This is a genomic window from Sphaerisporangium perillae (genome assembly GCF_023276435.1).
Lineage (GTDB): Bacteria > Actinomycetota > Actinomycetes > Streptosporangiales > Streptosporangiaceae > Sphaerisporangium > Sphaerisporangium perillae.
The window spans coordinates 132,206-155,153 of sequence record NZ_JALLPO010000010.1 but is presented as its reverse complement, the minus strand read 5'-3'; the positions used below and the strand labels follow the sequence as shown (position 1 = coordinate 155,153).

The following is a 22,948-nucleotide window of genomic DNA, read 5'->3' as shown; positions in this document are numbered from 1 at the left end:
GCCGGTTTTCCGGCAAACTAACCAAGTGCTTGCTCCGGTGCGGCGGCGCCGTAGGAGATTCAGCCGAGGGAGTCGTACACGGCCTGGGCGAGGCGGTAGGCGCGGAGACTGCCCGTCACCGTGTTCGCCATTTTGTTCATCGTGTACGCCATGGCCAGGCCGTGGTGTACGTCTCCGAGCCCGAGGAAGCCGCCGAGCCCGGTGTGGCCGAAGGCGGAGGCGGCGCCCCGCGACGGGGTGAGGAACATCAGCGAGGGACGCATGTAGCCGAGGCCGAAGGAGCTGTCGACGTACATCACCCGGTCGGGGCCCTTCACCCTGGGGCGCATGGCGTCCTCCAAGGTCGCGGGCTTGACGATGTCGCCCGCGACCAGGTCCCGGTAGAACCCGGCCAGGCCGCGCGCCGTGGTGACGACGCCCATGGCCGGCCAGCCCGCCCGCAGGATCACCGGGTTGTTGGCCCCGCCCTTCAGCTTGTTGGGGTTGGGATTGCCCATGGTCCGGTTCATCAGGCTGTCCTTGTCGAGCGCGGCCTTCGCCATCTCCTGCAGCGGGTCGGCGGCGCCGCCTGCGGACGAGCCGGCGGTGGCCGTGGCGGCGGTGGCCGTGGCGGCCCCCGCGACCGCTCGCTCTCCCGCCGACAGCCGCGCGGCGCGGGCGGCGACGTCGTCGGGGGCGCCCACCCACAGCTCCAGCCCGCGCGGCCCGGCGATCTCGTCGGCGACCAGCTCGCCCACGCTCTTGCCGGTGACGCGGCGGATCACCTCGCCCACGAGGAAGCCGTAGGTGAGGGCGTGGTAGCCGTGGGCGGTGCCGGGTTCCCAGATCGGTGCCTGCTCGGCCAGCCGCGCGGCGATCGCGGGCTGGTCCTCGAACTCCTCGACCGGCACCTCGCGCTCGATGACCGGCAGCCCGGCCTGGTGGGTGAGCAGGTGCTCGACCGTCACCTTCTCCTTGCCGTTCGCCGCGAACTCCGGCCACACCTCGGCCACCGGTCCGCGCACGTCGACCAGTCCCCGCTCGGCGAGGACGAGCAGCGCGGTCGCCGTGACGGCCTTGGTGCAGGAGTAGGCGAGCGCGGGGGTGTCGCGCTCCCAGGGGCGCCCGGTGTGCCGGTCGGCGATGCCGTCCCACAGGTCGACGACCGGCTCGCCGTCGAGATAGACGGCGAAGGCTCCGCCCAGCTCCTCACCTTTGGCGAAGTGTCCCTCGAAGACCTCCCGCACCCTGGTGAACCGTGGATCGCAGTCGCCGTGAGCGCTCATCCGGACCTCCGATGGACATGGGGCTTGGGCCGTCGAGCGTAGCAACCAGAACGTCGTTCGGCCCAGGGGGGGCGCCGGCCGTCCCGAATCCTGAACGGTGGCGCGGGCGGCGGCTTCGTGATGAGCTGGGCCCGTGGCGACGAACATGATCCTTTCCGGGGGAGTGGCACATGACTTCGCGGCGACGTCCGCGGCGCTCGCCGGGGTCCTCGCCGAGGCCGGAGTCGAGTCGCGGATCACCGAGGACATCGCCGGGGCGCTCGGCCGCGGCCCCCGCCACCGGCTCATCACCGTGAACGCGCTGCGCTGCCACGACGACGGCGGCTGGTCGGAGAGCGTGGGCGGGGCGTCGTTCGCGCTGCCTCGCGCCGCGCGGGCGGCGCTGCTCGACCATCTCGACCGGGGCGGGGGAGTGCTCGCGGTGCACGCCGCGTCGATCTGCTTCGACGACTGGCCGGCGTGGCGGCGGCTGCTCGGGGCCTCCTGGGTCTGGGGCACCTCCCACCACCCGCCCCTCGGCCGCGCGGAGGTCAAGGTGCACGGCGGCCATCCGATCGTGGACGGCCTGGACGACTTCGAGCTGGTCGACGAGATCTACAGCGACCTCGACGTCCTCCCTGAGGTTCGTCCCCTGGCCTCGTCGATGGGGCAGCCGCTGGTGTGGGCGCGCCCCGTCCGGAGGGGGCGCCTGGTGTACGACGCGCTCGGCCACGACGTGCGGTCCTACGAGAGCCCCGCCCACCGCGCGATGCTGCGCCGCGCCGCCCACTGGCTCCTGGACCGCCCGCCGCAGGCGTAGGCCGGACGGCCGGGACGGTTCGGCGGCCAGGCCGGTCGACGGCCGAACCGGTCGGCGGTCGGGCCGGTCGGCGGCCAAGCTGGTCGGCGGCCAGGCCGGTCGGCGGCCGGGAGCGGTCAGTGGACGCGGCGCTTGCCGATGACGGCGAGGATCTTTCGCAGGGCGTCGGCCGCCTCGCGCACATCCTCCTCGGGCACGCCGGCGATGACCTCCAGGTGAGCCTTCCCGGACGCCGCGAGCGCCGCGTCGGTGACCCGCAGGCCTTGCGCGGTGAGCCGCACCCACCTGCTGCGGGCGTCGCCGGTGTCGGCCTCCCGTTCGACGTAGCCTGCCTTCGCCAGCCGTTGCAGCACGTTGCTGGTGCCGCCCGAGGTGAGGAACAGCGAGCGGGTCAGCTCGCTCGGCCTGAGACGGTACGGCTCCCCCTCGCGGCGCAGGGCGGCGAGCACGTCGAACTCGGCGTAGGTGAGGCCCAGCTGGGCTATCTCGGCCCGGGTGGCCTGCCCGAACAGTCCGTCGATGCGCGCGACCCTTTTGCTGAGCTCCAAGGCGGCGACGAGCGAGGCGGGGAGGCCCGCCCACGCGGGGACCAGTGCGTCGACCTCGTCGCGAGGTTCCTGTCCGTCGTCCTGCTGCACGTTAGAAGGCTATCGTCCATCCAGATTGCTTTCTAAAAAGCTTTCTTCTAAGTTAATAACCATGGCCAACTCCCTTCTGATCCGCAACGGCATGCTGATCGACACCGACCCCGTCGCCGCCCGCCCGGGCGACGTCCTCGTCGAGGACGGCGTCATCACCGCGGTGGGGCCCGATCTGCCCGCCGCCGACGGCGCCGAGGTGATCGACGCCACCGGCCGCATCGTGATGCCCGGCTTCGTCGACACCCACCGGCACACCTGGCAGGCCGGCATCCGCTCGGCCGCCCCCGACATCACCTTCACCGGATACCTCGAACGCGTGCTGGGCGAACTCGCTCCCCGCTACCGGCCCGAGGACGTCTACCTCGGCAACCTCGCCGGCGCCCTGGAGTGCCTCGACGCGGGGATCACGACGCTCGTCGACTGGTGCCACATCAACTTCACGCCCGCGCACACCGATGCCGTGATCGAGGCCCTGGAGCACGCGGGGATCCGCGCCGTCCTCGGCTACTGCCACGGAGGTGACGGCGGGCCGGAGAGCATGGCGGCCGAGGCCCGGCGGGTGCGCGAGGCGCTGCCCGGCGGCCTGCTCACGATGGCGCTGGCGGCGCTCGGCCCCGAGATCGTCAGCCCGCGGCAGGCGCTCGACGAGTGGCGGCTCGCCCGCGACCTCGATCTACCCGTCACCGTGCACATGGGCGGGCACGGCGCGGAGAGCGCCGAGCGCGGCCTCGCGTTCCTGCACGAGAACGGCCTGCTCGACCCGGGCACGACCTACATCCACCCGAACTGCTACACCGGCGACGCGCTCAAGCGCATCGCAGGCAGCGGGGGCACGGCCTCGGTGTCCCCGCTCGTGGAGGCCGAACTCGGCATCGGCTACCCGGCGACGGGCCGCGCGCGGGCGAGCGGGATCCCGACCGCACTCGGCGGCGACACCGTGGCGAGCGCCCCGGGCGACATGTTCAGCGTGATGCGGGTCGCGTACGCGCTGGAGCGCGCCCGCCCCGACGGCCTGGGCATGGACTTCACCACCCGGGACGTGCTGCGGATGGCGACGATCGAGGGCGCCGAGGTCGCGGGGCTGGGCGAGGTGACCGGATCGCTGCGTCCGGGCAAGCAGGCCGACATCGTCGTGCTCCGCATGGACGCGCTCGGCCACGCGCCCGTCCACGACCCGATCGGCGCCGTGGTGCTGTCCGCCGACACCCGGGCGGTCGACACGGTGCTCGTCGGCGGGGGCGTCGTCAAGCGCGACGGCAGGCTGGTGCACCACGACGTGCCGTCCCTGGTCGCCGCCCTCGGCGAGTCCGCCGCCCGTCTCACTGCCTGAACACAGCGGCCTCCGTCGCGGGGCCCTCGTTTCCGAACACGGGCCCTCGTTTCGCCATCTGAACGCGGCGGCCCCGTCTCGCCGCGCGAGTGCGGCCGCCGCGGGGCTCAGGCGCCGAGCACGCGGGCGGACTCCGACTCCTGGGCGAGCCTTCTGATCACGTCGAACACCTTGCCGTACAGGACGGTGCCGACCACGAGCGACTCGACGGCGGTCTCGCGGGGCCCGTTCAGGGGGATCTTGCCCATCTCGTGCTCCGCTACCAGGCGCATCAGCAGGTCCGCGTAGAAGCGCAGGCTCTCCTCGGTGGCCGGCATGCCGAGCTGGTCCAGCCTCACCAGCACCTGGGCCAGCTCGTCCCGGGTCGGCGCCTCGGGGGCGACGTTCCAGCCGAGGCCGGTGATCAGGTGGTCGACGCGCTCGCGTGCGGCGCGCTGCTCCGTGTCGTCAGGGTCGATTTCGACCGGTGTCGCCAGGGCGTAGTGCGCCGTGCCGAGCATCTGGTGGACCGGAGTCTCCTCGTCCTCCACCGCCGCCACGATCTTGCCGATCGAGGCGACCGGCAGGCGGCCGACCTCAAGCAGCGCCCGGATCAGCCGCAGCCTGCGCAGGTGGGTCTCGCCGTACTCCGCCCGGGTCGCGGCGGTCTGCTCACCCTGGGGGAGCAGACCCTCGCGCAGGTAGTACTTGATCGTCGGGATCGGCACCCCCGAGGCGGCGCTGAGCTGGGAGATCCGCATGGAGGCATGGTACCCATGAACTGGATAGCAAAGCTATCCAGCGTGCCGGGCTGGTGGCACCAGTCCCACGGCGCCGAGGACGCCGGCCGCGGTCTGGTCCTCCTCCAGATCGTGCTCGGGGCGCCACGCCCCCACGTGGACCAGCCCGGGCTCCACCAGCTCCAGCCCGGAGAAGTACCCCGCGATCGTCTCGCGGTCGCGTACCCTCAGCGCACCCTTGGTCGTCGAGTAGACCGCCTCAGCGTCGGCGATCGCCCGGTCGCTGAGGTCGCCGTTGAACCCATGGGAGAGCACCAGGGCGCCGCCGGGCGGCAGGCCTTCGCGCAGGTGCGCCACGATGCTCCTGGCCTCGTCGTCGTCCCCGATGAAGTGCACGATCGCGCAGAGGATGACGGCGAAGGGCCGGTCGAAGTCGATGGCGGCGCGGACCTCCGGGTGCTCGGTGATGGCCTTGACGTCGCGCAGGTCGCCGTCGATGACGGTGGTCCGCGGGTTGTCGGCGAGCAGGGCTCGGGCGTGGGTGAGCACGATGGGGTCGTTGTCGACGTAGACGATGCGGGCGTCCGGCGACCTTTCCAGGGCCACCTGGTGGACGTTCTCCCGGGTGGGCAGCCCGGTGCCGATGTCGAGGAACTGGTCGATCCCCATCTCGGTGAGGTGGCGTACGGCCCTGCCGAGGAAGGCGCGGTTCTCTCGGGCGATGTGCCTGACGTTCGGCAGCATGCGCATGACCTTCTCGGCGGCCGCGCGGTCGGAGGCGAAGTTGTCCTTACCGCCGAGGTAGTAGTCGTACATGCGCGCCACGCTGGGTGTACTAGGGTCGATCCCGGGTGGAGCCTCGTCCTGCTCGCTCATCCAAGCCCCTCGCCTCGCCGTCCGGAGACAACCGCCCTTTGGTTTACCCTCCTGGGCCAGAATATAGACGAAACCTCTGACAACATTGATCATGTGACGATTTTTCGTCTGGTTTGCTGGCGAATGGTCACAAGGAGGGCGCGGCCTGCGCCGTCAGGTCACCGGCAGGTTCTTCAGCGCCTCGCGGCGGCTCAACCCGGTCAGCCCCTTGTGGTCGACGTAGCGGACCACCTCGCGCGGATCGGTCTTGGCGTACTCGCGCAGGGCCCAGCCGATGGCCTTGCGGGCGAAGAAGTCGGTGTCGGAGAGGCTCGGCTCGATGCAGGCGTACAGCAGGCCGGCGTCGGTGCGGTCCTTGAAGGTGTTCTGGCACAGGATGGCGGTGCGCCGCCGCCACAGGTCGCCGTCGCCGGCCCATTCGAGCATGAGGGGGCGCATCGTGTCGGGATAGGCCCGCAGCAGCGCCCCGACGCGGTTGATCGCCAGGTCGTCGACGTAGTCCCACCAGGCGCCGGTGACGATCATCTCCTCGTACATCGGCACGGTGTAGAGAGTCTGGAAACTCTTGTAGTAGCGGAAGGCGGACAGCTCCATCGCGGCGTACCGCTCCTCGCGGTACTCGGCGTCGCGCCACATGGCGAGCACGGTCTTACGCCACTCGGGCGCGCTCTCGATGCGCTGCTCGGCGAGGACCTTCCTGAGCGCCGCTCGCCGTGGCACGGCCTGGACGCCGAGGAAGGGCATGGTGGACTTCATGTACGCCTGCATGGCGGGCGCCTTGGCCGGATCGGCCACCTCGGTGAGCGCCATCCGGACGGCCTTGTGCAGCGGGGTCATGCTTTCTGGCTGGTCCGTTCCCCCGTGGCGAGACCGTCGAACAGGACGGTGATGTAGTGCTCGGCGAGGGCGGCGGTGTCGAGCCTGCCCCCCGGGCGGAACCAGCGCACGGCGACCCAGATGCTGTCGCGGATCATGCGGTAGGTGAGCTTGGGATCGATGTCGGTCCGGAACTGGCCGTCGGCCTGGCCGCGCTTGATCTGCCCGATCCACATGCGCTCGACCTCGTCCTCGGCCTGGATCAGGTAGTCGAAGCGGTCGCCGGGCAAGGAGCGCAGGTAGTTCCAGTCGTTCTGCATCACGGTGATGGCCGCTCGGTGCGGCTCCAAGGTGCCGAAGCCGATGCGCACCATCTCCGACAGGATCGCCCGGGCGTCGGCCTCGCCCTCCCTCTCCAGGACCTTCCGGTAGCGCCCGATAAGGTCCTCGAGGAACGTCGACAGGACCTCGTCGACGATCGTCTCCTTGGAGTCGAAGTGGTGGTAGAGGCTTCCTGAGAGGATGCCCGCCTCATCGGCGATCTGCCGCACGGTCGTCGCCTGGAACCCCTTGCGGGCGAAGAGCTCGGCGGCGAGCTTCACGAGGTGCTCGCGGCGCTCGGAGGCGGGGCCGGTCGCGGAGGCGCGCCGCGGGGTGCCCTGGCGCTTAGCCCTGGAGTCGCCCCGTGAGGCGACCCCGCCGGTCGCGCCCGCGACCCCCGGCGCGCCGCCGGAGTTCTTTCGCGTGTTCACGTCCTCCATTATGGGCCTCCGGACAATCGCTTGTTCACTTTACGGCTGTGGTGAGTCACCTGCTCACCATACGTTCCACGCTCGACCAAGCGCTTGCTGAGCCACCAGGACCAGGCCGCCGGGAAAGGGGAGCGCCGCCGGCGGCGCGCGTCGCGGAGCACCAGGACCCTGACGGCCGACGATTTTTACCATCTGGGCATATACCTCCAGTTTTAGGGAAAGTTTCGGTGGTCTAACCGAAAAAGGGAACGGTGAATGAGCGGTCTCTGTGAGGGACGGGTCGTCGTCGTGACCGGTGCCGGACGCGGCATCGGGCGCGAGCACGCCATGGAGTTCGCCCGGCAGGGCGCGAAGGTGGTCGTCAACGACCTCGGTACCGGGCCGCAGGGCGCGGGCCGTTCCGGAGGCCCGGCACAGGCCGTCGTCGCGGAGATACGCGACCTCGGCGGCCAGGCCGTCGCCAACTGCGACGACGTCGCCGACTGGGACGGCGCGGCGCGGCTGGTCAAGACGGCCCTCAGCGCCTTCGGCCGGCTGGACGTGCTGGTCAACAACGCGGGCTTCCTGCGCGACCGCATGCTCGTCTCGATGACCGAGCAGGAGTGGGACGACGTCGTCCGCGTCCACCTCAAGGGTCACTTCCTGCCCCTGCGGCACGCCGCCTCGTACTGGAGGGAGCGGGCGAAGGCCGGCGAGCCCGTGGACGCGAGGGTCGTCAACACCTCATCCGGCGCCGGGCTGCTGGGCAGCGTGGGGCAGAGCAACTACGCGGCGGCGAAGGCCGGGATCGTCGCGCTCACCCACACGGCCGCCGCCGAGCTCGGACGCTACGGCGTCACCGTCAACGCGATCGCGCCCTCCGCCCGCACGCGGATCACCGAGGAGGTCTTCGCCTCGATGATGGCCCCGCCGGAGACGGGGTTCGACATCATGGACCCGGCCAACGTGGCCCCCCTGGTCGTGTGGCTCGGTTCGGCGGAGTCCGCGGGCGTGACCGGGCGGGTCTTCGAGGTCGAGGGCGGCATGATCTCGATCGCGACCGGCTGGCATCACGGGCCGGGCGTGGACAAGGGCGGGCGGTGGACCGTCGGGGAGATCGGCGAGGCCGTCGCCAAGCTGCTGGCCTCCGCCCCCATCGCCGACCCGGTGTACGGGACGGCGCTCGGCTGAGCGCCGCCGCCGTCACGGGAACCGGCACGCCGTCACAGGAAGGCGTAGCACTCCACCTCCGCGCGGCGATAGGAAAGGCCCTTGTCGACCGAGTCCTGCACGCACTGCCGTTCTCGCGGGCTCAGCTTGAGCACGCCGCACACGGTGACGCCGGAATAGGTGCGGCAGTCGAGATCCGTCGCCTCCTCGCCGACACGGTACTTCCGCTCGACCTCCGAAAGGCAGTCCTGCCTGGCCTGCGCCGTGTCGGCGTAGCGGCACTGACGGACCAGGATCTTGTACTGGTCCTCGCTCACCGACTGCCTGTCATCTTGCTCCGGCGGCCCGCCGGCCGCGACGGTGCCGAACATCGTCGTCGTGGCGAGCACGACGGCCGTCGTGATCATTTTCATGACTTCCCCCAGTCATGACCTTCTTACCCGCCGTAGCGCCTTTCGAAGAACCCTCCCGGCAAATCGGACACCTGGCGCCTCAGGAGACGGTCGCCGCCGCTGACGCACTCAGCTTCGTGTGGAAGGCGCGTGACCGACGGGAAGGAGGTCCGTTCCCGGGGAGCCGAAGTACTCGCGGAGAGGGTTAGCGGTCGCTCCACTTGATCTCGTAAGGCCGCAGGGTGAACTCCTTGCCGTCCACGGTCGCGGCGATCTGCGCGCCGGTGGTGTTGACCATCACGAGCCGCCGCGGCTGCGCCAGCACCCGGACCTTGGGGTTGGAGGAGCGGACCTGCTCAAGCTCGGCTCCGGCCGGGAACCACGTGGCGAAATCGCTCACCAGCTGTCCGGCCGGCAGGGCGGCGCCGGTCCGCGGGTCCCACATGCAGCCCTGGCAGGAGCCGTCCTTGGCCTGCGGATTCCAGTACAGTGCCGTGGCGGCGCCGCTCTTGGCGAACTCGATCATCGAGGCGGCCTGGACGGCGAGCCGCATGGGCTGGGACCACGTGGTGCCGTCCTCGGGTACGAAGTACCACTCAGACCACCAGACCGGCAGGTCACCGGTCTTCGCGCGCAGCCAGGTCGTGACCGCGCTGAACTTGCTCAGCGCTCCGAAGGCGTCGGGCAGCAACTCGTGGGCGTCGGTCAGCGAGGCGCCGTCGACCACGACGAAGTCGGCGCCCTTCTTGTTCTTGAACCAGTACTCGAAGGCGTCGAGGACGTTCTGGTTGACGACTCCCCACGGGCCACGCAGCTCGGACTTGCCGGACTTGTTACTGTCGAAGCCGATGTAGGGGCCGCCGATCTGGGCGTCGGGCCTGACCGCCTTCACCGCGTCGTAGACCTTGTTGTACAGCTCGGTGTAGCCCTTGAAGTCCGCGGGCTTGGAGTGGTCCTTCCAGAAGCCCTTGAGCTCGTTCCAGACCATGAAGTACTTGACATCGGGGTACTTCTCGGCGACGGCCGCCGACAACTTGGCGAAGTCGTCGAAGTGCTCCGGATAAGGGGCGTCCTCCAGGTGCTCCTTCCAGGCGGACTCCTGGGTCGGGCCCTCAGGGCCGCCCTTCATCCAGTCGGGGGCGCAGCAGAGCGTGATGATCTGCGTGCCGCCGGACTGCTTCATGAGGTTCGTCCGGCTGTCGAGGTCCTCCCAGTAGAACTCCTGCGGGCGCGGTTGGGGGTTGAGCGCCCCGAACCCCATGATGTGCTGGTTCTGCAGCATCGGGGTTCGCGCGAGCGTCCGGCTCACGTCCTGCTCGAACCGCTCGGTGACGTTGTTGGCGCTGATCCCTGTGTGGGTGAACCCCCAGCGAGGCCACGCGGGATCCACCGGCGGCGCTTTCTGGATCTTGGTGTTGGACCCCGCCGGTGACGGGGCGGTGGACCCTTGCGCGGCAGGAGCCGCCCGGTCCTCGGCGCCGCCGAAAGAGCAGGCCGCCACGACCAGCGCCATCATCACGATCCCCGCAGCCGAGGAGATCATCCGACCGGGACGCCACCATGTCGATCCGCCGCCACTCGATGACACCTAACCCCCACCTGACCCTCACCGTCCGCCGTGACGAGAGCGTTCCATGGGCAACGCAAATACGGCGATTCAGGAGCAAGATTCACACGCAAGTGTTATGGCCACCGTAAGGAGAACCGACCCGCGCTTCGCGTGTCCGTGTCCCTGCGCGGAGTCTTGGTGACGGGACGTGTCGGGCCAGTCGGCGGTCGGGTTCCCTTCAGCGACCCGTGGGCCGACGTCTGATCCTTGATACCAATGTGCTCATCGCATACGAACGCGGCACCATCGACCGGAGTGCTCTGGACGCCGACGAGTTGGCGATCGCGGCGGTCGCCTGAGAGCTCGGCGTGAGGCGGTGACTCCTCGTTCCGCGGCTCCATCCCGCTCCGCTGGGATTGCGGGCCGGCTGCCGTCCGGTGCGGGTGGTCCCTCTTGTGTGACATGTCCGTACGATGCTCACGGTACTGACTTGTCGAGAATGGGATGGAGTGCCGTGAAGATCGCCTATGTCACCTATGACGGTCCGGACGACGACCGTGAGGTGCTGCTCGCCGCCTGGGAGCGGGCGGGCATCGAGGGCGCGGCGGTGCGCTGGGACGATCCGGCCGCCGACTGGGCGGCCTTCGACGCGGCGGTGGTCCGCTCGACGTGGAACTACGTGGACCGCCGCCAGGACTTCGTCGACTGGGCGCACCGGACGGCGAGTGCGACGCGGCTGCTGAACCCGGCCGAGGTGCTGGAGCGCAACACCGACAAGACCTACCTCCGTGAGCTGGCACGGCTCGGTATCCCGACCGTCCCGACGCACTGGGTCGGTCCGGAGGACCCGATCGACCTTCCCGCGTGGGAGGACTACGTCGTGAAGCCGAACGTCTCGGCCGGGGCGCGGGACACCATCCGCACGGCCGACGTCGCCGAGGCCGAACTGCACGCGAAGAACCTGGTGGCCAAGGGCAAGGTCGCGATGGTCCAGCCGTACCTCGACATGGTGGAAGGCGAGGGGGAGACCTCGCTGCTGTACTTCGGCGGCCGGTTCAGCCACAGCCTGCGCCGTGTCCCCATGCTGGCGAACGGCACCCGCTCCCCTCGGGCCGGCCATATCGGGGTGGATCTCCGTGACCCGGCCCCCGACCAGTTCGCCCTCGCCGAGCGCGTCCTGGCCGCGGTCCCCGAGCCGATCCTGTACGGCCGGGTCGACCTTGTCCGCCTCGCCGACGGCACCCCTGCCCTCATCGAGCTTGAGCTGACCGAGCCCTACCTGTACCTGACCGACGCCCCCGCGGCCGCCGACCGCTTCACCACCGCCCTCCGCGACCTGCTGTAACCGCGAACGAGCGCGGCTCGCGCCTCCCGGAGGATCGGAGGCGCGAGAATTGTCGATCGAGTCAACCGGCCGTCCAGTCCGCAGGTCATGGTGCTGCGGGCGCGGATCGTGTTGCTGGCCGCGCAGCGCTGGCCGCTGGCGCGCATTGCCGTGCATCTGGGCACCACCGAGACCACGGTGCGCAAGTAGAAGGTCGGGTAAGAGCAAGTCGGCCGCGCCCACCCGCCAGCTCGTGACCATCTCCGAGCTCGTCGGCGTCCATGGCCGGGTACTCAACGGGCGAATCAGCGACCGGTTGGGCCGTCGAGCGCCAGCACGTACAGCATTAGTCGACGTTAAGGTTCCGTACCAGATGCCTGACGTTGTCTTTTGTCGGGGCGATGGCTTCTGGTGCTGGGCTGTGCCCTGGTGGTGGCCATGATCGATGACTCCAATCTATACAAACTATTGACGCATCACTTCACATATGTAGATTATGTGCGCACTGCCGGCGTCCAACGCCGTCCCACCCCTAGGAGCCGCCATGGGCGTCCTCTCCTCCCTCCCCCCTCCGACAGGGAGAGCCCGACTGGCCGCCCTCCTCGCTGTGGGCACGCTCGCGCTCACTGGGTGCGGCGGCTCGGGGCTCGGCCCCGGCTACGTGTGGCGGACCAGCCTCCTCGACGCCGGAGGCACGACATGACAGACCTGCTGGCCATCGAGGCTCTTGTCGCCCGCAGCGGAGTCGGCTCGTCCCGCAGGGACGACGGGTCTTCGCGCCGCTCACCGTCGAGGAGAACCTCCAGATCGCCATGGGCCGCCGACTCGCACCTTTCAGCTCACGCGTCTCTCCGCACCACCCATCCACGCTTCTCCGCCCCCCGCCCACCCCCCAAGGAGGGAGAACTGTGTTGAGACCGTTCCGAAGAGCCCGCTGGGGCGCCTTCATGCTGGGAGTACTTCTGCTGATCGGAGCCGGTGCCTTCGGCCCGTCGGCGTCCGCATCATCCGCCACGGCCGGGACTTCGGCTCCCGTCAGGACCTGCGCCAGCCTGCAGCAGGTGACCTTCACCGACGGAACGAAGGTCACCTCTACGGATGACACCACCGTCACAGGTGTCTGCCGTGTCAACCTCGTCGTCCCGGAACAGATCAACATCGGCGTGTCGTTGCCCACCACCGGCTGGAACGGCCGGTTCGTCGGCGTCGGCGGCGGCGGGTACGTCGGCTCGGTGACTCAGGCCGGCGACCTCGCCGCCCTGTCCGGCTACGCCGCCGCGGTGACCGACACCGGGCACACCGGCTCGCTCCTTGACGGATCGTGGGCATGGTCTGCTACCGGCATGAGGACCAACCTGATCCAGGACTTCGCCTACCGGTCCTTGCACGAGATGACCGTCAAGGGCAAGGCGGTGACCCAGGCGTTCTACGGTCGCTCGCCCGCCTACTCGTACTGGAACGGCTGCTCCACCGGCGGTCGGCAGGGCCTCATGGAGGCCCAGCGATACCCCGACGACTACGACGGGATCGTGTCCGGCGCTCCCGCGATCAACTGGGACCGCTTCGTCCCGTCCGGTCTGTGGCCTCAGGTCGTCATGCGGGAGATGGGCGACGTCCTTCCGTCGTGCAAGCAGGAGGCGTTCACCCAGGCCGCCGTCACCGCCTGTGACGGCGCTGACGGCGTCGTCGACGGGATCGTCGCCAACACCGCGTGCCGGTTCGATCCCGCCTGGCTCATCGGCCGGCAGACCGGCTGCGGGACCATCACCGCTACGGACGCCGCGGTGATGAAGAAGATCTGGCAGGGTCCCCGCAGCAAGGACGGATCATTCCTCTGGTACGGGCTGACGCCGGGAACCGGGTTGAGCAGCCTGGCCGGCAGCGTCAACGGCGTCCAGACCCCCTTCCCAATCGTGACCAGTTGGTTCCAGTGGTGGCTCGCCAAGGACCCCGGGTTCGACTGGACGACCGTCACCACAGACAACTTCGCCCAGTACTTCGAACAGTCCCGCGAGGAGTACAACAGCGTGCTGGGCACCGACAACCCGGACCTTAGCGGTTTCCGGGATTCCAGAGGAAAGATCATCATCTGGCACGGTGAGGCCGACAGCCTGATCTTCCCGCAGGGCTCCATCGACTACTACCAGCGCGTCGTCCAGCAGATGGGCGGGCTCAGCCGGACCGAGAACTTCGCGCGGCTGTTCCTGGCCCCCGGCGTCGACCACTGCGGCGGCGGATCGGGAGCCGCGCCGACCGACCCGCTGTCCGCCGTCGTGAACTGGGTCGAGAAGGGCCAAGCCCCGCAGACCCTCCCGGCGGCCACCACCAATTCCACCATCACCCGTCCGCTGTGCACCTGGCCGGAGGTCGCCCGCTACAAGGGGTACGGCGACTCCAACGACGCCTCCAGCTTCCGCTGCCTGGTCAATCCCTTGGCCTGATCCCCAGCTGACATGATCAGGACCGGGGCCCTCCCCAGCAGAGGGCCCCGGTCCTCTCATTTCAGCGGCCTTCCAGTCGTTCCAGTACACGCCAACGATGTGCGCCAGATCCGCCGCTCGCCCCGGAACCGGCGACCGACGGCATCGAGGCCGACCTCTGGGCGGTCAGCGGTGCGGGGACGCCGGGGTCATGAGGGGGCGCCTTCGAGCCGGGTCAGGGTCGCGTGCAGCCAGTGGAGTTCGGCCTCGCTGGTGGCTCTGGCGATGGTGAGCAGGCCCTGGCGGAACGGGTCGTCCACGTCCTCGGCGCGGATGGGGCGGCCGTCCTCGTAGAAGAAGCTGCTGGGTTGCTCGAGGAACGCCAGCCGCCGCCGCAGCACCGCCGCCTGTGCCTGGGGTTCTTCGAGGTGACGCAGGAACGCCAGCAGTGTGAACCAGCGGTTCTCGTCGCTGATGTCCAGGTGGTCGGGCTCTCTCAGGCGCCGCAGGAGCTCTTGCTCGCCGGTGGGGGTGAGGTGCAGCACGTGGCGCGGGGCGGCGGCGGCGCCCTGCTGGGTCTCGCGGGTCAGCCGGCCGGCCGTTTCCATCCGTTTGATCGCCGGATACAGGGTGCCGTCGGCGATCGGGCGTACGTGGCCGGTCAGCGCCGCCACTCGTTTACGCAGTTCGTAGCCGTGCAGTGGCCGCTCGTGGAGGAAGCCGAGGATCGCCAGTTCGAGCATGGATGAGAGCATATCCCCTTGCCGTTATACCTCGGAGCCGATATACCTTGTGGGCAACGTACGGATTTGAGGGAGAAGGCCGTCATGCACGACACGCAGGTCCACGCGAGTGGCGCCAGGATGCGCTGGATCGAGCTGCCCGGGAGCGAGCCCGCCCGGGTCTACGTCCACGGCCTCGGCGCCATGTCGGCTCCCTACTTCGCGGGGGTGGCCGCCGACCCGCTGCTCGCAGGGCATCGATCGCTGTTCGTGGACCTGCTCGGCTTCGGTCTCAGCGATCGCCCGGCCGATTTCGGCTACACCCTGGAGGAGCACGCCGACGCGCTGGCGGAGGTCATCGCGGCCGCCGGAGCGGGTGGAGCACAGCTCATCGGCCACAGCATGGGAGGAGCCGTGGCCATCGTCCTGGCCGCCCGGCACCCCGGCCTGGTCTCCAACCTGGTGCTGGTCGACGCCAACCTCGACCCGATCTCACCGGTTCCCGCCCGCGCCGGCGGCAGTGGCATCGCCGCCTACACCGAGGAGGAGTTCCTGCGCTACGGCAGGGACGAGGTCCGGGACCGTGTCGGCCCGAATTGGTGGGCGACGATGCGGCTGGCCGATCCGGTGGCGCTGTACCGCACCGCTGTGAACCTGGCGCGCGGCACCACCCCGACGATGCGCAAGCACCTGCTCGGGCTGGAGATCCCCCGCGCCTACCTCCACCCCGCCCAGGACGGCTCGCCGAAGGGCGCAGACGCGCTCCAGGCCGCCGGTGTCCGGCTCGTCCCGATCCCCGACAGCGGACACAACATCATGCTCGACAATCCCGGCGCCTTCGCCCGCGCGACCTCGGACCTGCTCGCCGGTTCCCCCGCGTGACATGCCTGCGGCTCGCGCCCTCGGTGTCCGGAGGGTGCGAGCCGCAGGTATTCGGGGGGCTAGGGGAGGACCACCGCGAGGGGGGTCACTCCGGCGGTGCGGAGGGCGGCGGGGAGCTTGGCGGCCCAGGGGTGTTCGTCGAGGGCGAGGCCGCCGGGGTTGTCGACGACGAAGCGGACCGTGCCGCCGGGTCCGGGCCGCTCGGTCCACTTGGCGCCGAAGCCGGTCAGGGCGGAGGTCACCTTGGCCCGGTCGGCGGGGTTGACGGTGATCCGGATGGGCGACTCACGGTCGGGGATCGCCGTGGCGCTGGGAGCCTCCGTGGTCTCGGGGGTGACGGTCCTCTCAGGGGATGTCTCCGGGGTGGCGGTGCGGACCGAGGGGGAATTGGGGAGGTCCGCGGCGATGGCGTTGGTGATCAGGCGGGTGGTGCCGTCGGTGAAGGCGCGGAAGTTCGGCTCGCCCGCGAACAGGATCGCGTGGCCCTGGCCGACGGGCTCGTCCAGCACCGCGGCGGTGCCGCCGAGCTCCTCGGCGCCGAGCTGGAAGCCGGAGACGAACCAGTCGGGCGAGTCGGCGGCCGGGTAGGAGGCGACCACCTGGGAGGGGTCCGAGGCGCGCATCAGCGGGTCGTAGGAGTAGAACTGCCAGGCCGTGGACCCGACGCCGCCGGCCAGCGGGCCCTTGGCCACGTTGACGCGGAACAGGGAGCCCGGGACGTCGGAGGTCGGCTCGGTGAAGCTCGCCGTGCTGACGCCCGCCAGGGAGGCGAGCTGCGCGCCGCCGCTCCAGCCGATGTACCGGCCGCCGCCGCCCACCCAGGCCTTGAGCGTGTCACGCCCCGCCTGGCCGAGGGCATTGGAGGCCGAGGCCGCGGGACCCGCCGGGACCAGCAGGACGTCCAGGCCCGACAGCTTGCCGGCCGCCACGTCCGCCGGGGTGAGCTTGGTGTAGGGCAGCTTCCACTCGCGGTCGAGGCGCTGCCGCAGCCAGCCGAGGGACTCGACCGTCGTGCCCGAGGTGGCCGACAGCTCGAGGACGCCGACGTTGGGCCGCTTGGCGGGAGCCGGGGGTGAGACCACGTCGGGGATCCGCTCGGCGGGGGTGGCGATCGGCGGCAGCGCGGTGCCGGACGAGCCGCCGGACACGTTGGCCAGCAGCGGCAGGCTCCACGCGGTCACGTCGTAGAAGTAGGGGAACGGGGTGTAGCCGTCCTCGCCGAGCATGGCCTGGATCCAGTGCTTCTGGCCCTGCGCCATGGGGATCCAGTAGGTGCCCTTGGGCAGCGTGGTGCGGGCCGGCGGGCCGCCGTACTCCTTGAAGTCCGGGACGGTGGTCGCCTTGGCCAGCTTGTAGACCTGGACGTCCATGCGCTGCAGGCGCCGCACCACCGACTCGACGGCCGCCTTCTTGGCCGGGTCATCGGACCGCAGGAAGTAGTTGCGGACGAGCCGGTCGGGCACCTGGGTGATGACCTCGTGGCCGGGGTTGTAGACCTGGTTCGGCTCCAGCTCGCCGGCGAGGCCCTGCTTGTAGGCCTCGGCGTACATGCCGTGCCAGGTGGTCAGGATGCTCTCCTTGTGCGAGGCGGCGGCCGACAGCGACACCCACTGCGTGAGGTACTGCTCGAAGGCGCGGGTGGCGATGGGGGAGCTGCCGCCCTTCTCGAAGGTCATGCCCGCGGCGTTGAAGCCGGTCGTCGGCACCGTGTCGCCGTAGCCCATGTAGAACAGGTCGTAGACGTCCCGGTTGGTGAAGGGCAGGCCGCGACGGGTGAACTCGTCGATCATGGCCTGGCCGTACAGGTTGCTGATCCAGTCGTAGGCAGGCTCGGCGATGTCGTGGTAGATCGGGTCGGCGTTCGGCGGGAAGAAGTACGCCGTGCCGCCCTGCTCGTGGGCGTCGATGTAGAGCTGCGGGGGGTACTTGCGCAGCAGTTCGAGCTTGCCGTCGGTCTCCGGCTGGGTGCGGGCGAACCAGTCGCGGTTCATGTCGAAGCCGTAGGCGTTGCGGCGGGTGTCGGCCTCGCGCCCGTCGGGGTTCTGGATCGGCAGGATGACGACGGTCGCGTTGTCCAGGATCCGCCTGGCGGCGCAGTCGTCGCGGTCCGACAGGTCGTACAGGGTCTTCAGGGCCGCGTCGGCGCCGCTCTCCTCGTTGCCGTGGACGTTCCCGGTGACCCACAGGACGGCCGGGTTGTGCTTGGCGATCTGCTTGGCGAGGGCCGTGGGGGTGAGCGGGCTGCGCAGCGCCTTGATCGCCACTTCGGTGGCGGCGAGCCCGACCTTGGTGACGTTGGCGGCCTTGCCGACGATCGCGTACTTCAGGGGGCGGCCCTGGGCGGTCGTGGCGAGGGTGCCGGAGACGACGCGGTCGCTGGCCTTGGCGATCGACTCCAGGAGCGTGTCGGACTCGGCCGAGGTGACCTCGCGCTCGCCGAGGTCGAACCCGAGCACGCTCTTGGGCGTCGGGACCTTGTTCAAGTACACGGGTGCGGTCTGGGTGGGATCGCACGTGGTCGGTGCCTGCACGGGGGTGGGGTCCGCTTGGGCGGCCCCGGCTGGGAGGGCGAGCGCGCAGACCAGGACGGCAGGCGCGACCACCTTGAGGCGGTTGAACATGTGATCACCGTGTCATCGGCATTTATCCGTGACAAGGGTGATTTTTTAGCTTTACGTTACATCTGAGGTGATTTCAGGCGGTGGAGATGCCGCCGTCGACAGGGATGACGGCCCCCGTGAGGTACGCGCCCGCGCGGGACGACAGGAAGATCGCCGCTCCGGCCATGTCGTCGGGCCGGCCGATGCGGCCCAGCGGGATCTCGGTCTCGATCGCCGAGCGCGTCCGCGGATCGTCCAGCGCGAAGGCCATCATCTTGGACTCGAACGGGCCGGGCGCGATGGCGTTGACCGTGATGAACTCGGCGGCGAGCTTCTGCGCGAGGTGGCGGGTCAGCATGTGCACCCCCGCCTTGGTGGCCGAGTAGGCGTAGCTGTCCATGCGGGGCGTCCGCAGGCCGTCGATGGAGCCGATGTTGATCACACGGGCCGGGTCGTCGGCCGAGGCGGACGCGCGGAGCAGCGGAAGGAAGCGCTGGGTCAGGAAGAAGACGCCCTTGACGTTGATCCCCCAGAGCTTGTCGAAGGCGTGCTCGGGGTACTCCTCAAGCGGCGCGCCCCAGGTCGCGCCCGCGTTGTTCACCAGCACGTCCAGGCGGCCCTCGCGCTCCGACACCGCTCCGACCAGCGCCTCGATGCCCTCGGGCGTAGACAGGTCGGCGGGGACGGCGACGCACCCCAGCTCGGCGGCCGTCTTCTCCGCCTCGGCGGCCTTCCGCGCGGAGATGTAGACGGTCGCCCCCGCCGTCACGAAACCGGAGGCGATCATCTTCCCGATGCCCCGGGAACCACCCGTGACCACGACCGTCTTGCCGTCAACCGAGAACAGAGTCATGCCACCCGATGATGCCGTACTCCTCCCGACCCGTCCATACCGGCCGGTCGGTTCAGTACGCGCGCCGGCCGGGTCCTCCGCTCAGGTGTGGAAGCGGCCGTAGTCGCCGCGGAAGAAGAGCAGAGGTCCCTGGTCGGCGTGCGCGTCCAGGTCGTGCACGCGCGCCACGACGATGAGATGGTCCCCCGCGACGTGCTCGGACTCCAGCGAGCAGTCGATCCAGGCCAGCGTGCCGTCGAGGACGGGGCCGCCGCCGGGGGAGAGCGTCCAGGTCAGGCCGGCGAACTTGTCGCCCCCCTTGGCCGCGAGCCGCCTGCTGACGTGCTCCTGCTGCTCTGAGAGGACGTTCACGCAAAGGCGCGGCGCCGTCCTGAGCCGTGGCCAGGTCGCGCTGGTGTGCGCGACGCAGAAGGACACGAGCGGCGGGTCGAGTGACACCGAGGTGAAGGAGTTGGCCACGAGACCGCGGGGCTCGCCGCCGGCCGGGTCGATCGCCGTGACGGCGACCACGCCCGTGGCGAAGCGCCCCAGCACGTTCCTGAAGTGCATCGCGTCGGTGGCGTGCGGCCGTCCGCCCTGCTGCGCCAGGTGGGCATGCCCGTTGGCGCTCGCCGGACGTTGTCCGTTCCCGGGGCGGGGGATGCGGCCGCTCGCCACGTACGGGAGGGGCGGCAGGGGAGGCGGGGCGGAAAACCTGTATGTCAACGCTCCCGTCCCTCCGTGCCGGCCGCGCTCGCGTCCGCGCGGTCGGTCCGCCCGGCGAGTGCGCCACGAACAGCATGCAACTTCAACCATGGTTGAGGTCAAGAGCGGCCGGATGTGACAGGGGACACGTCGAGAAGGGGCGCCTTGACGCGGGGGGGCCGGCGGTTTAAACCGCACCCGTGCCGGGGGGGGGGGGGGGGCCCCCCCCGCCCACGTTCCGCTCCGGCGCGACTTCCAGGACCCCGGCGAGGGTTGGGGTCCTGGAAGTCGTTTACCGCACGGAGTCGGTGGGAGGCCGGTCGCCGGAGCCGTGAGCCCAGGGATCTTCGGGCTCCTCGGTCTCCTCCACGGCCGGCCTGCGGAGATGGCGCTTGACGAGTTGTGCGGCGCCGGTGGGATCGGCCGCCGGGTGAGTGACGGTGAGACCGTCCTCATTCCAGACGAACGAGCCGCTTCGGCACCACACGGTCAGTTCGGGAGTCACCGAGAGCACGGACATCGCGTTCGCGCTGCTCTGGTAGGTGTGCGTGAACCCCTCTCGATGCAACGCGTAGCGCAGTAGACGCGTCGCCTCGCGGGGATCGTGCCAGGGCAGATACGGCGTGCCCGCACGTACGGTCAGCACAAGCCCTCACCCCCTCGCCGACTCTTTGATGGATTTGTACCAACGTTTGGATAATGCGGGGTGGAGGCGCTCGGGTCAAGGGGTTGTTTGCCGTCAGAACGAGATCGTCTAAATTCGTAGGTACAAAAGGACGCAACCGTAGGTGTGATTTGACACGGTCGACGCTGTACCAGCAGGTGGCCGGCGAGCTGCGCAGGGCGATTTACTCCGGCGAGCTCGGGCCGGGCGCTCAGCTGCCGACGGAAATGGACCTCATGGACAGCCATGAGGTCAGCCGCAACACGGTACGCCTCGCCCTGGCCGAGCTGGAGAACGAAGGCCTGATCACCCGGATGCGCCGCCGCGGGAGCTTCGTCCGCGACCGGCGCGCGCTGCTGATGCGTCCCCAGGCCGAGCTGAACACCCCGCCCGGCGTGCTGCGGCGGGAGGCCTTCGCCGAAGCGGTCACCAAGGAGGGCCGCAAGCCAGGCCAGGAGATCGAGGTCTCCATCGTGGAGCCGGCCGAGGAGATCGCGGCCAGGCTGGAGCTGGAGGAGCACGCGCTCGCCGTGGTGCGGCGCCGGCTGCGCTACGTCGACGACCAGCCCTACAACACCAACGACTCCTACTTCCCGCACGCGCTGGTGCGCGACTCAGAGATCGCGCGTCCCGCGGACATCACCCGGGGGGCCAACCGCGTTCTGGAGGAGCTGGGTCACCGCCAAGTCCGCGTGGTGGATGACATCTCGGCTCGCATGCCGACTCCTGAGGAATCCTCGCGTTTGCAACTCGAACCTGGTACCCCTGTTGTCGTATATGTCCGAGTTGGTTATGACCGTGAGGACACCCCGGTCCGGGTCGCCGTGTCGGTGCTACCCGCCGACAAGCATCTGATCAGGTACGAGCTCGAACTGAGCTGACCTCGCGCGCGCCGCTCCGCGCAGTGGTGCGGCCGCGCCGTCCTGCCTCCGGCGCGGGCCGGGGCCGTCACTCCGGCCCCTGATGCCCGTCGGCCCGAGGCGAACGCCGTTCCCGCAGGCCTTCACTGATAGGGCCGTACGCCCCCGGTCGAGCACTTTCGGTGTTCGAGGCGCTACTAACGGCGACGAAAGGACGATTCATGTACTCCCACACCCTCCAGCAGGCCGGTTCCCTGACCCTGCGTAACGCCACCCCCGACGATCTTCCGGGCGTCCTCGCGCTCCTGGCGGAGACGGCGGACTGGCTGAACGGCCGGGGCATCCGGCAGTGGCCGGCCGGCGGCTTCCCCGCCGCGCGGATCGAGCCGCTGATCGCCGAGGGGAGCCTGTACGTGCTGGACGACGAGGAAGGCCGCGACGTCCTGGGCGGTGACGCCGCGCACACCCCGGCGGCGACCCTCGCCCTCGACGACCACGCCGACCCCGAGTTCTGGCGGCGCGGCGACCACCCGGAGACCGGCCTGTACGTCCACAAGCTCGCCGTCAAGCGGGTGTTCTCCGGGCACGGCCTGGGCGAGACGCTGCTCGACTGGGCGGCGCTGCGCGTGGCCGCCACCGGGCGCCGGTGGCTGCGGCTGGACTGCTCCAAGGACAACCCCGGCCTCCAGGGGTACTACCGCAAGCTCGGCTTCCGGCACGTCCGCACGGTGGACCTCCCGCACCGCGCCTCCGGCGCGCTGTTCCAGCGGGCCGCCGACCTGGCCTCTCCCGCCGTCCCGCACGTGCGGCGGCGCAGGTCCGCGCACGTGGGCACGAGGTGAGACCGGGCCTGAACAGCCCACTCACATGCCGGGTAGATCATGAGGTAGCCGTCCAACCCGGATAAGTGACGGCCTGCGGGTGGTAGCGGTCCATCTCGGGACAGGAGGGTCCGATAACCTCAGGACCCATGACCGGATCGCTGCTCGAGGTGATCGCGCTGGACGTGCGCGACGCCGTGGCCGCAGAGGAGGGCGGCGCGGACCGCCTGGAGATCGTGGCCGACATGTCGACCGGCGGGCTGACCCCCGCCCCGGAGACGGTCGCGGCGATCGCCAAGAAGTCCGCGCTGCCCCAGATGGTGATGCTGCGCTCCAACGCCGGCTACACCGTGACGCCCGAGGAGCTCGAAGGGCTGGAACGCGACGCGCGCGTCCTCGCCGACGCCGGGGCTGCGGGCTTCGTCTTCGGCTTCCTCGACGACGACGGCAAGGTCGACCTGGCGGCCACCGAGGCGCTGATCCACGCCGTCACCCCGCTGCCCTGGACCTTTCACCGGGCCGTGGACAACGCCGCCGACCTCCAGGCCGGCTGGCGGGCCGTGCGGCTGCTGCCGAACCTGGCCACCGTGCTCACCTCCGGCAACCCCTCAGGCATCGCGGCCGGGCTGCCCATGCTGCGGTCACGCGCCGAGGCGGGCGACGCCCCGCTCATCCTCGCCGGCGGCGGGCTCAAGCCGCACCTCGTCCCTCCGCTGCTCGACTACGGCGTGCGCGCCTTCCATGTCGGCGGGGCCGTACGGGCATCGTGGTCGGACCCCGTCGACATCGACCGCGTCCGGCGATGGCGGCGGATCGTGGACTCGATCTGA

The 22,948-nt window shown here is 70.1% G+C and carries 23 protein-coding genes; 10 read left to right on the top strand and 13 right to left on the bottom strand.

What is annotated here, in order from left to right:
* Positions 1-59: 59 nt before the first annotated feature.
* Positions 60-1,265 (bottom strand): serine hydrolase domain-containing protein, encoded by a 1,206-nt coding sequence (locus MYF83_RS12240; protein WP_248960383.1) that lies wholly within the window; start codon positions 1,263-1,265, stop codon positions 60-62.
* Positions 1,266-1,398: 133 nt separating this feature from the next.
* Between MYF83_RS12240 and MYF83_RS12235 the strand changes: the two genes are divergently transcribed.
* Complete coding sequence (locus MYF83_RS12235) at positions 1,399-2,064, top strand: ThuA domain-containing protein (protein WP_248960382.1); 666 nt, start codon at positions 1,399-1,401, stop codon at positions 2,062-2,064.
* 116 nt (positions 2,065-2,180) lie between these two features.
* Here MYF83_RS12235 and MYF83_RS12230 read toward each other — a convergent pair whose 3' ends face one another.
* On the bottom strand, positions 2,181-2,702 hold the full coding sequence (locus MYF83_RS12230; protein WP_248960381.1) for a MarR family winged helix-turn-helix transcriptional regulator: 522 nt from the start codon (positions 2,700-2,702) through the stop codon (positions 2,181-2,183).
* A 61-nt stretch (positions 2,703-2,763) separates the two neighbouring features.
* Here MYF83_RS12230 and MYF83_RS12225 point away from each other — a divergent pair, with 61 nt between their 5' ends.
* Positions 2,764-4,035, top strand: a complete 1,272-nt coding sequence (locus MYF83_RS12225; protein ID WP_279339426.1) for an amidohydrolase family protein — start codon at positions 2,764-2,766, stop codon at positions 4,033-4,035.
* Between the two features lie 107 nt (positions 4,036-4,142).
* Here the strand turns inward: MYF83_RS12225 and MYF83_RS12220 are convergent, their stop codons facing one another.
* The 4 genes from MYF83_RS12220 to MYF83_RS12205 form a co-directional block, all read right to left on the bottom strand.
* Entirely contained in the window at positions 4,143-4,775 is a 633-nt protein-coding gene (locus MYF83_RS12220) for a MerR family transcriptional regulator (RefSeq protein WP_248960380.1), read from the bottom strand.
* Positions 4,776-4,808: 33 nt separating this feature from the next.
* Positions 4,809-5,630, bottom strand: coding sequence for an SAM-dependent methyltransferase (locus MYF83_RS12215; protein ID WP_248960379.1), 822 nt, complete (start codon positions 5,628-5,630; stop codon positions 4,809-4,811).
* Between the two features lie 153 nt (positions 5,631-5,783).
* On the bottom strand, positions 5,784-6,467 hold the full coding sequence (locus tag MYF83_RS12210) for a DNA alkylation repair protein (RefSeq protein WP_248960378.1): 684 nt from the start codon (positions 6,465-6,467) through the stop codon (positions 5,784-5,786).
* Positions 6,464-7,198 (bottom strand): TetR/AcrR family transcriptional regulator, encoded by a 735-nt coding sequence (locus MYF83_RS12205; RefSeq protein ID WP_248960377.1) that lies wholly within the window; start codon positions 7,196-7,198, stop codon positions 6,464-6,466. The genes MYF83_RS12210 and MYF83_RS12205 overlap by 4 nt, the downstream gene beginning before the upstream one ends.
* Before the next feature lie 255 nt (positions 7,199-7,453).
* Between MYF83_RS12205 and MYF83_RS12200 the strand changes: the two genes are divergently transcribed.
* On the top strand, positions 7,454-8,368 hold the full coding sequence (locus MYF83_RS12200) for an SDR family oxidoreductase (protein ID WP_248960376.1): 915 nt from the start codon (positions 7,454-7,456) through the stop codon (positions 8,366-8,368).
* A gap of 32 nt (positions 8,369-8,400) precedes the next feature.
* Here the strand turns inward: MYF83_RS12200 and MYF83_RS12195 are convergent, their stop codons facing one another.
* Positions 8,401-8,760 carry a hypothetical protein gene (locus MYF83_RS12195; RefSeq protein WP_248960375.1) on the bottom strand — a complete coding sequence of 120 codons (360 nt, stop codon included), beginning with the start codon at positions 8,758-8,760 and terminating at the stop codon, positions 8,401-8,403.
* Between the two features lie 184 nt (positions 8,761-8,944).
* The gene (locus MYF83_RS12190; protein ID WP_248960374.1) at positions 8,945-10,282 is read right to left on the bottom strand and encodes a xylan 1,4-beta-xylosidase; all 1,338 of its coding nucleotides are present in this window, start codon (positions 10,280-10,282) and stop codon (positions 8,945-8,947) included.
* A gap of 520 nt (positions 10,283-10,802) precedes the next feature.
* Between MYF83_RS12190 and MYF83_RS12185 the strand changes: the two genes are divergently transcribed.
* The 3 genes from MYF83_RS12185 (at position 10,803) to MYF83_RS12175 (ending at position 14,053) form a co-directional block, all read left to right on the top strand.
* Positions 10,803-11,633: an ATP-grasp domain-containing protein gene (locus tag MYF83_RS12185; RefSeq protein WP_248960373.1), complete on the top strand. Its 831-nt coding sequence runs from the start codon at positions 10,803-10,805 to the stop codon at positions 11,631-11,633.
* An 87-nt stretch (positions 11,634-11,720) separates the two neighbouring features.
* On the top strand, positions 11,721-11,822 hold the full coding sequence (locus MYF83_RS12180) for a helix-turn-helix domain-containing protein (RefSeq protein WP_248960372.1): 102 nt from the start codon (positions 11,721-11,723) through the stop codon (positions 11,820-11,822).
* Between the two features lie 737 nt (positions 11,823-12,559).
* Positions 12,560-14,053 (top strand): tannase/feruloyl esterase family alpha/beta hydrolase, encoded by a 1,494-nt coding sequence (locus tag MYF83_RS12175; RefSeq protein WP_248960371.1) that lies wholly within the window; start codon positions 12,560-12,562, stop codon positions 14,051-14,053.
* Positions 14,054-14,241: 188 nt separating this feature from the next.
* Here the strand turns inward: MYF83_RS12175 and MYF83_RS12170 are convergent, their stop codons facing one another.
* Positions 14,242-14,775 (bottom strand): PadR family transcriptional regulator, encoded by a 534-nt coding sequence (locus MYF83_RS12170; RefSeq protein ID WP_248960370.1) that lies wholly within the window; start codon positions 14,773-14,775, stop codon positions 14,242-14,244.
* 84 nt (positions 14,776-14,859) lie between these two features.
* Here MYF83_RS12170 and MYF83_RS12165 point away from each other — a divergent pair, with 84 nt between their 5' ends.
* Positions 14,860-15,636 carry an alpha/beta fold hydrolase gene (locus tag MYF83_RS12165; RefSeq protein WP_248960369.1) on the top strand — a complete coding sequence of 259 codons (777 nt, stop codon included), beginning with the start codon at positions 14,860-14,862 and terminating at the stop codon, positions 15,634-15,636.
* Positions 15,637-15,695: 59 nt separating this feature from the next.
* On the opposite strand, the gene MYF83_RS12160 is transcribed toward MYF83_RS12165, so the two are convergent.
* The 4 genes from MYF83_RS12160 to MYF83_RS12145 form a co-directional block, all read right to left on the bottom strand.
* Positions 15,696-18,257 (bottom strand): M14 family zinc carboxypeptidase, encoded by a 2,562-nt coding sequence (locus MYF83_RS12160; protein ID WP_248960368.1) that lies wholly within the window; start codon positions 18,255-18,257, stop codon positions 15,696-15,698.
* A 73-nt stretch (positions 18,258-18,330) separates the two neighbouring features.
* A complete protein-coding gene (locus MYF83_RS12155; RefSeq protein ID WP_248960367.1) occupies positions 18,331-19,089 on the bottom strand; it encodes an SDR family oxidoreductase in 759 nt (252 codons plus the stop codon).
* An 81-nt stretch (positions 19,090-19,170) separates the two neighbouring features.
* Complete coding sequence (locus MYF83_RS12150; RefSeq protein WP_308201436.1) at positions 19,171-19,794, bottom strand: flavin reductase family protein; 624 nt, start codon at positions 19,792-19,794, stop codon at positions 19,171-19,173.
* Between the two features lie 271 nt (positions 19,795-20,065).
* Positions 20,066-20,419: a hypothetical protein gene (locus tag MYF83_RS12145; protein ID WP_248960366.1), complete on the bottom strand. Its 354-nt coding sequence runs from the start codon at positions 20,417-20,419 to the stop codon at positions 20,066-20,068.
* Between the two features lie 149 nt (positions 20,420-20,568).
* Between MYF83_RS12145 and MYF83_RS12140 the strand changes: the two genes are divergently transcribed.
* The 3 genes from MYF83_RS12140 (at position 20,569) to MYF83_RS12130 (ending at position 22,948) form a co-directional block, all read left to right on the top strand.
* On the top strand, positions 20,569-21,318 hold the full coding sequence (locus MYF83_RS12140) for a GntR family transcriptional regulator (protein ID WP_248960365.1): 750 nt from the start codon (positions 20,569-20,571) through the stop codon (positions 21,316-21,318).
* 200 nt (positions 21,319-21,518) lie between these two features.
* Complete coding sequence (locus MYF83_RS12135; RefSeq protein WP_248960364.1) at positions 21,519-22,139, top strand: GNAT family N-acetyltransferase; 621 nt, start codon at positions 21,519-21,521, stop codon at positions 22,137-22,139.
* Positions 22,140-22,267: 128 nt separating this feature from the next.
* A complete protein-coding gene (locus tag MYF83_RS12130) occupies positions 22,268-22,948 on the top strand; it encodes a copper homeostasis protein CutC (protein WP_248960363.1) in 681 nt (226 codons plus the stop codon).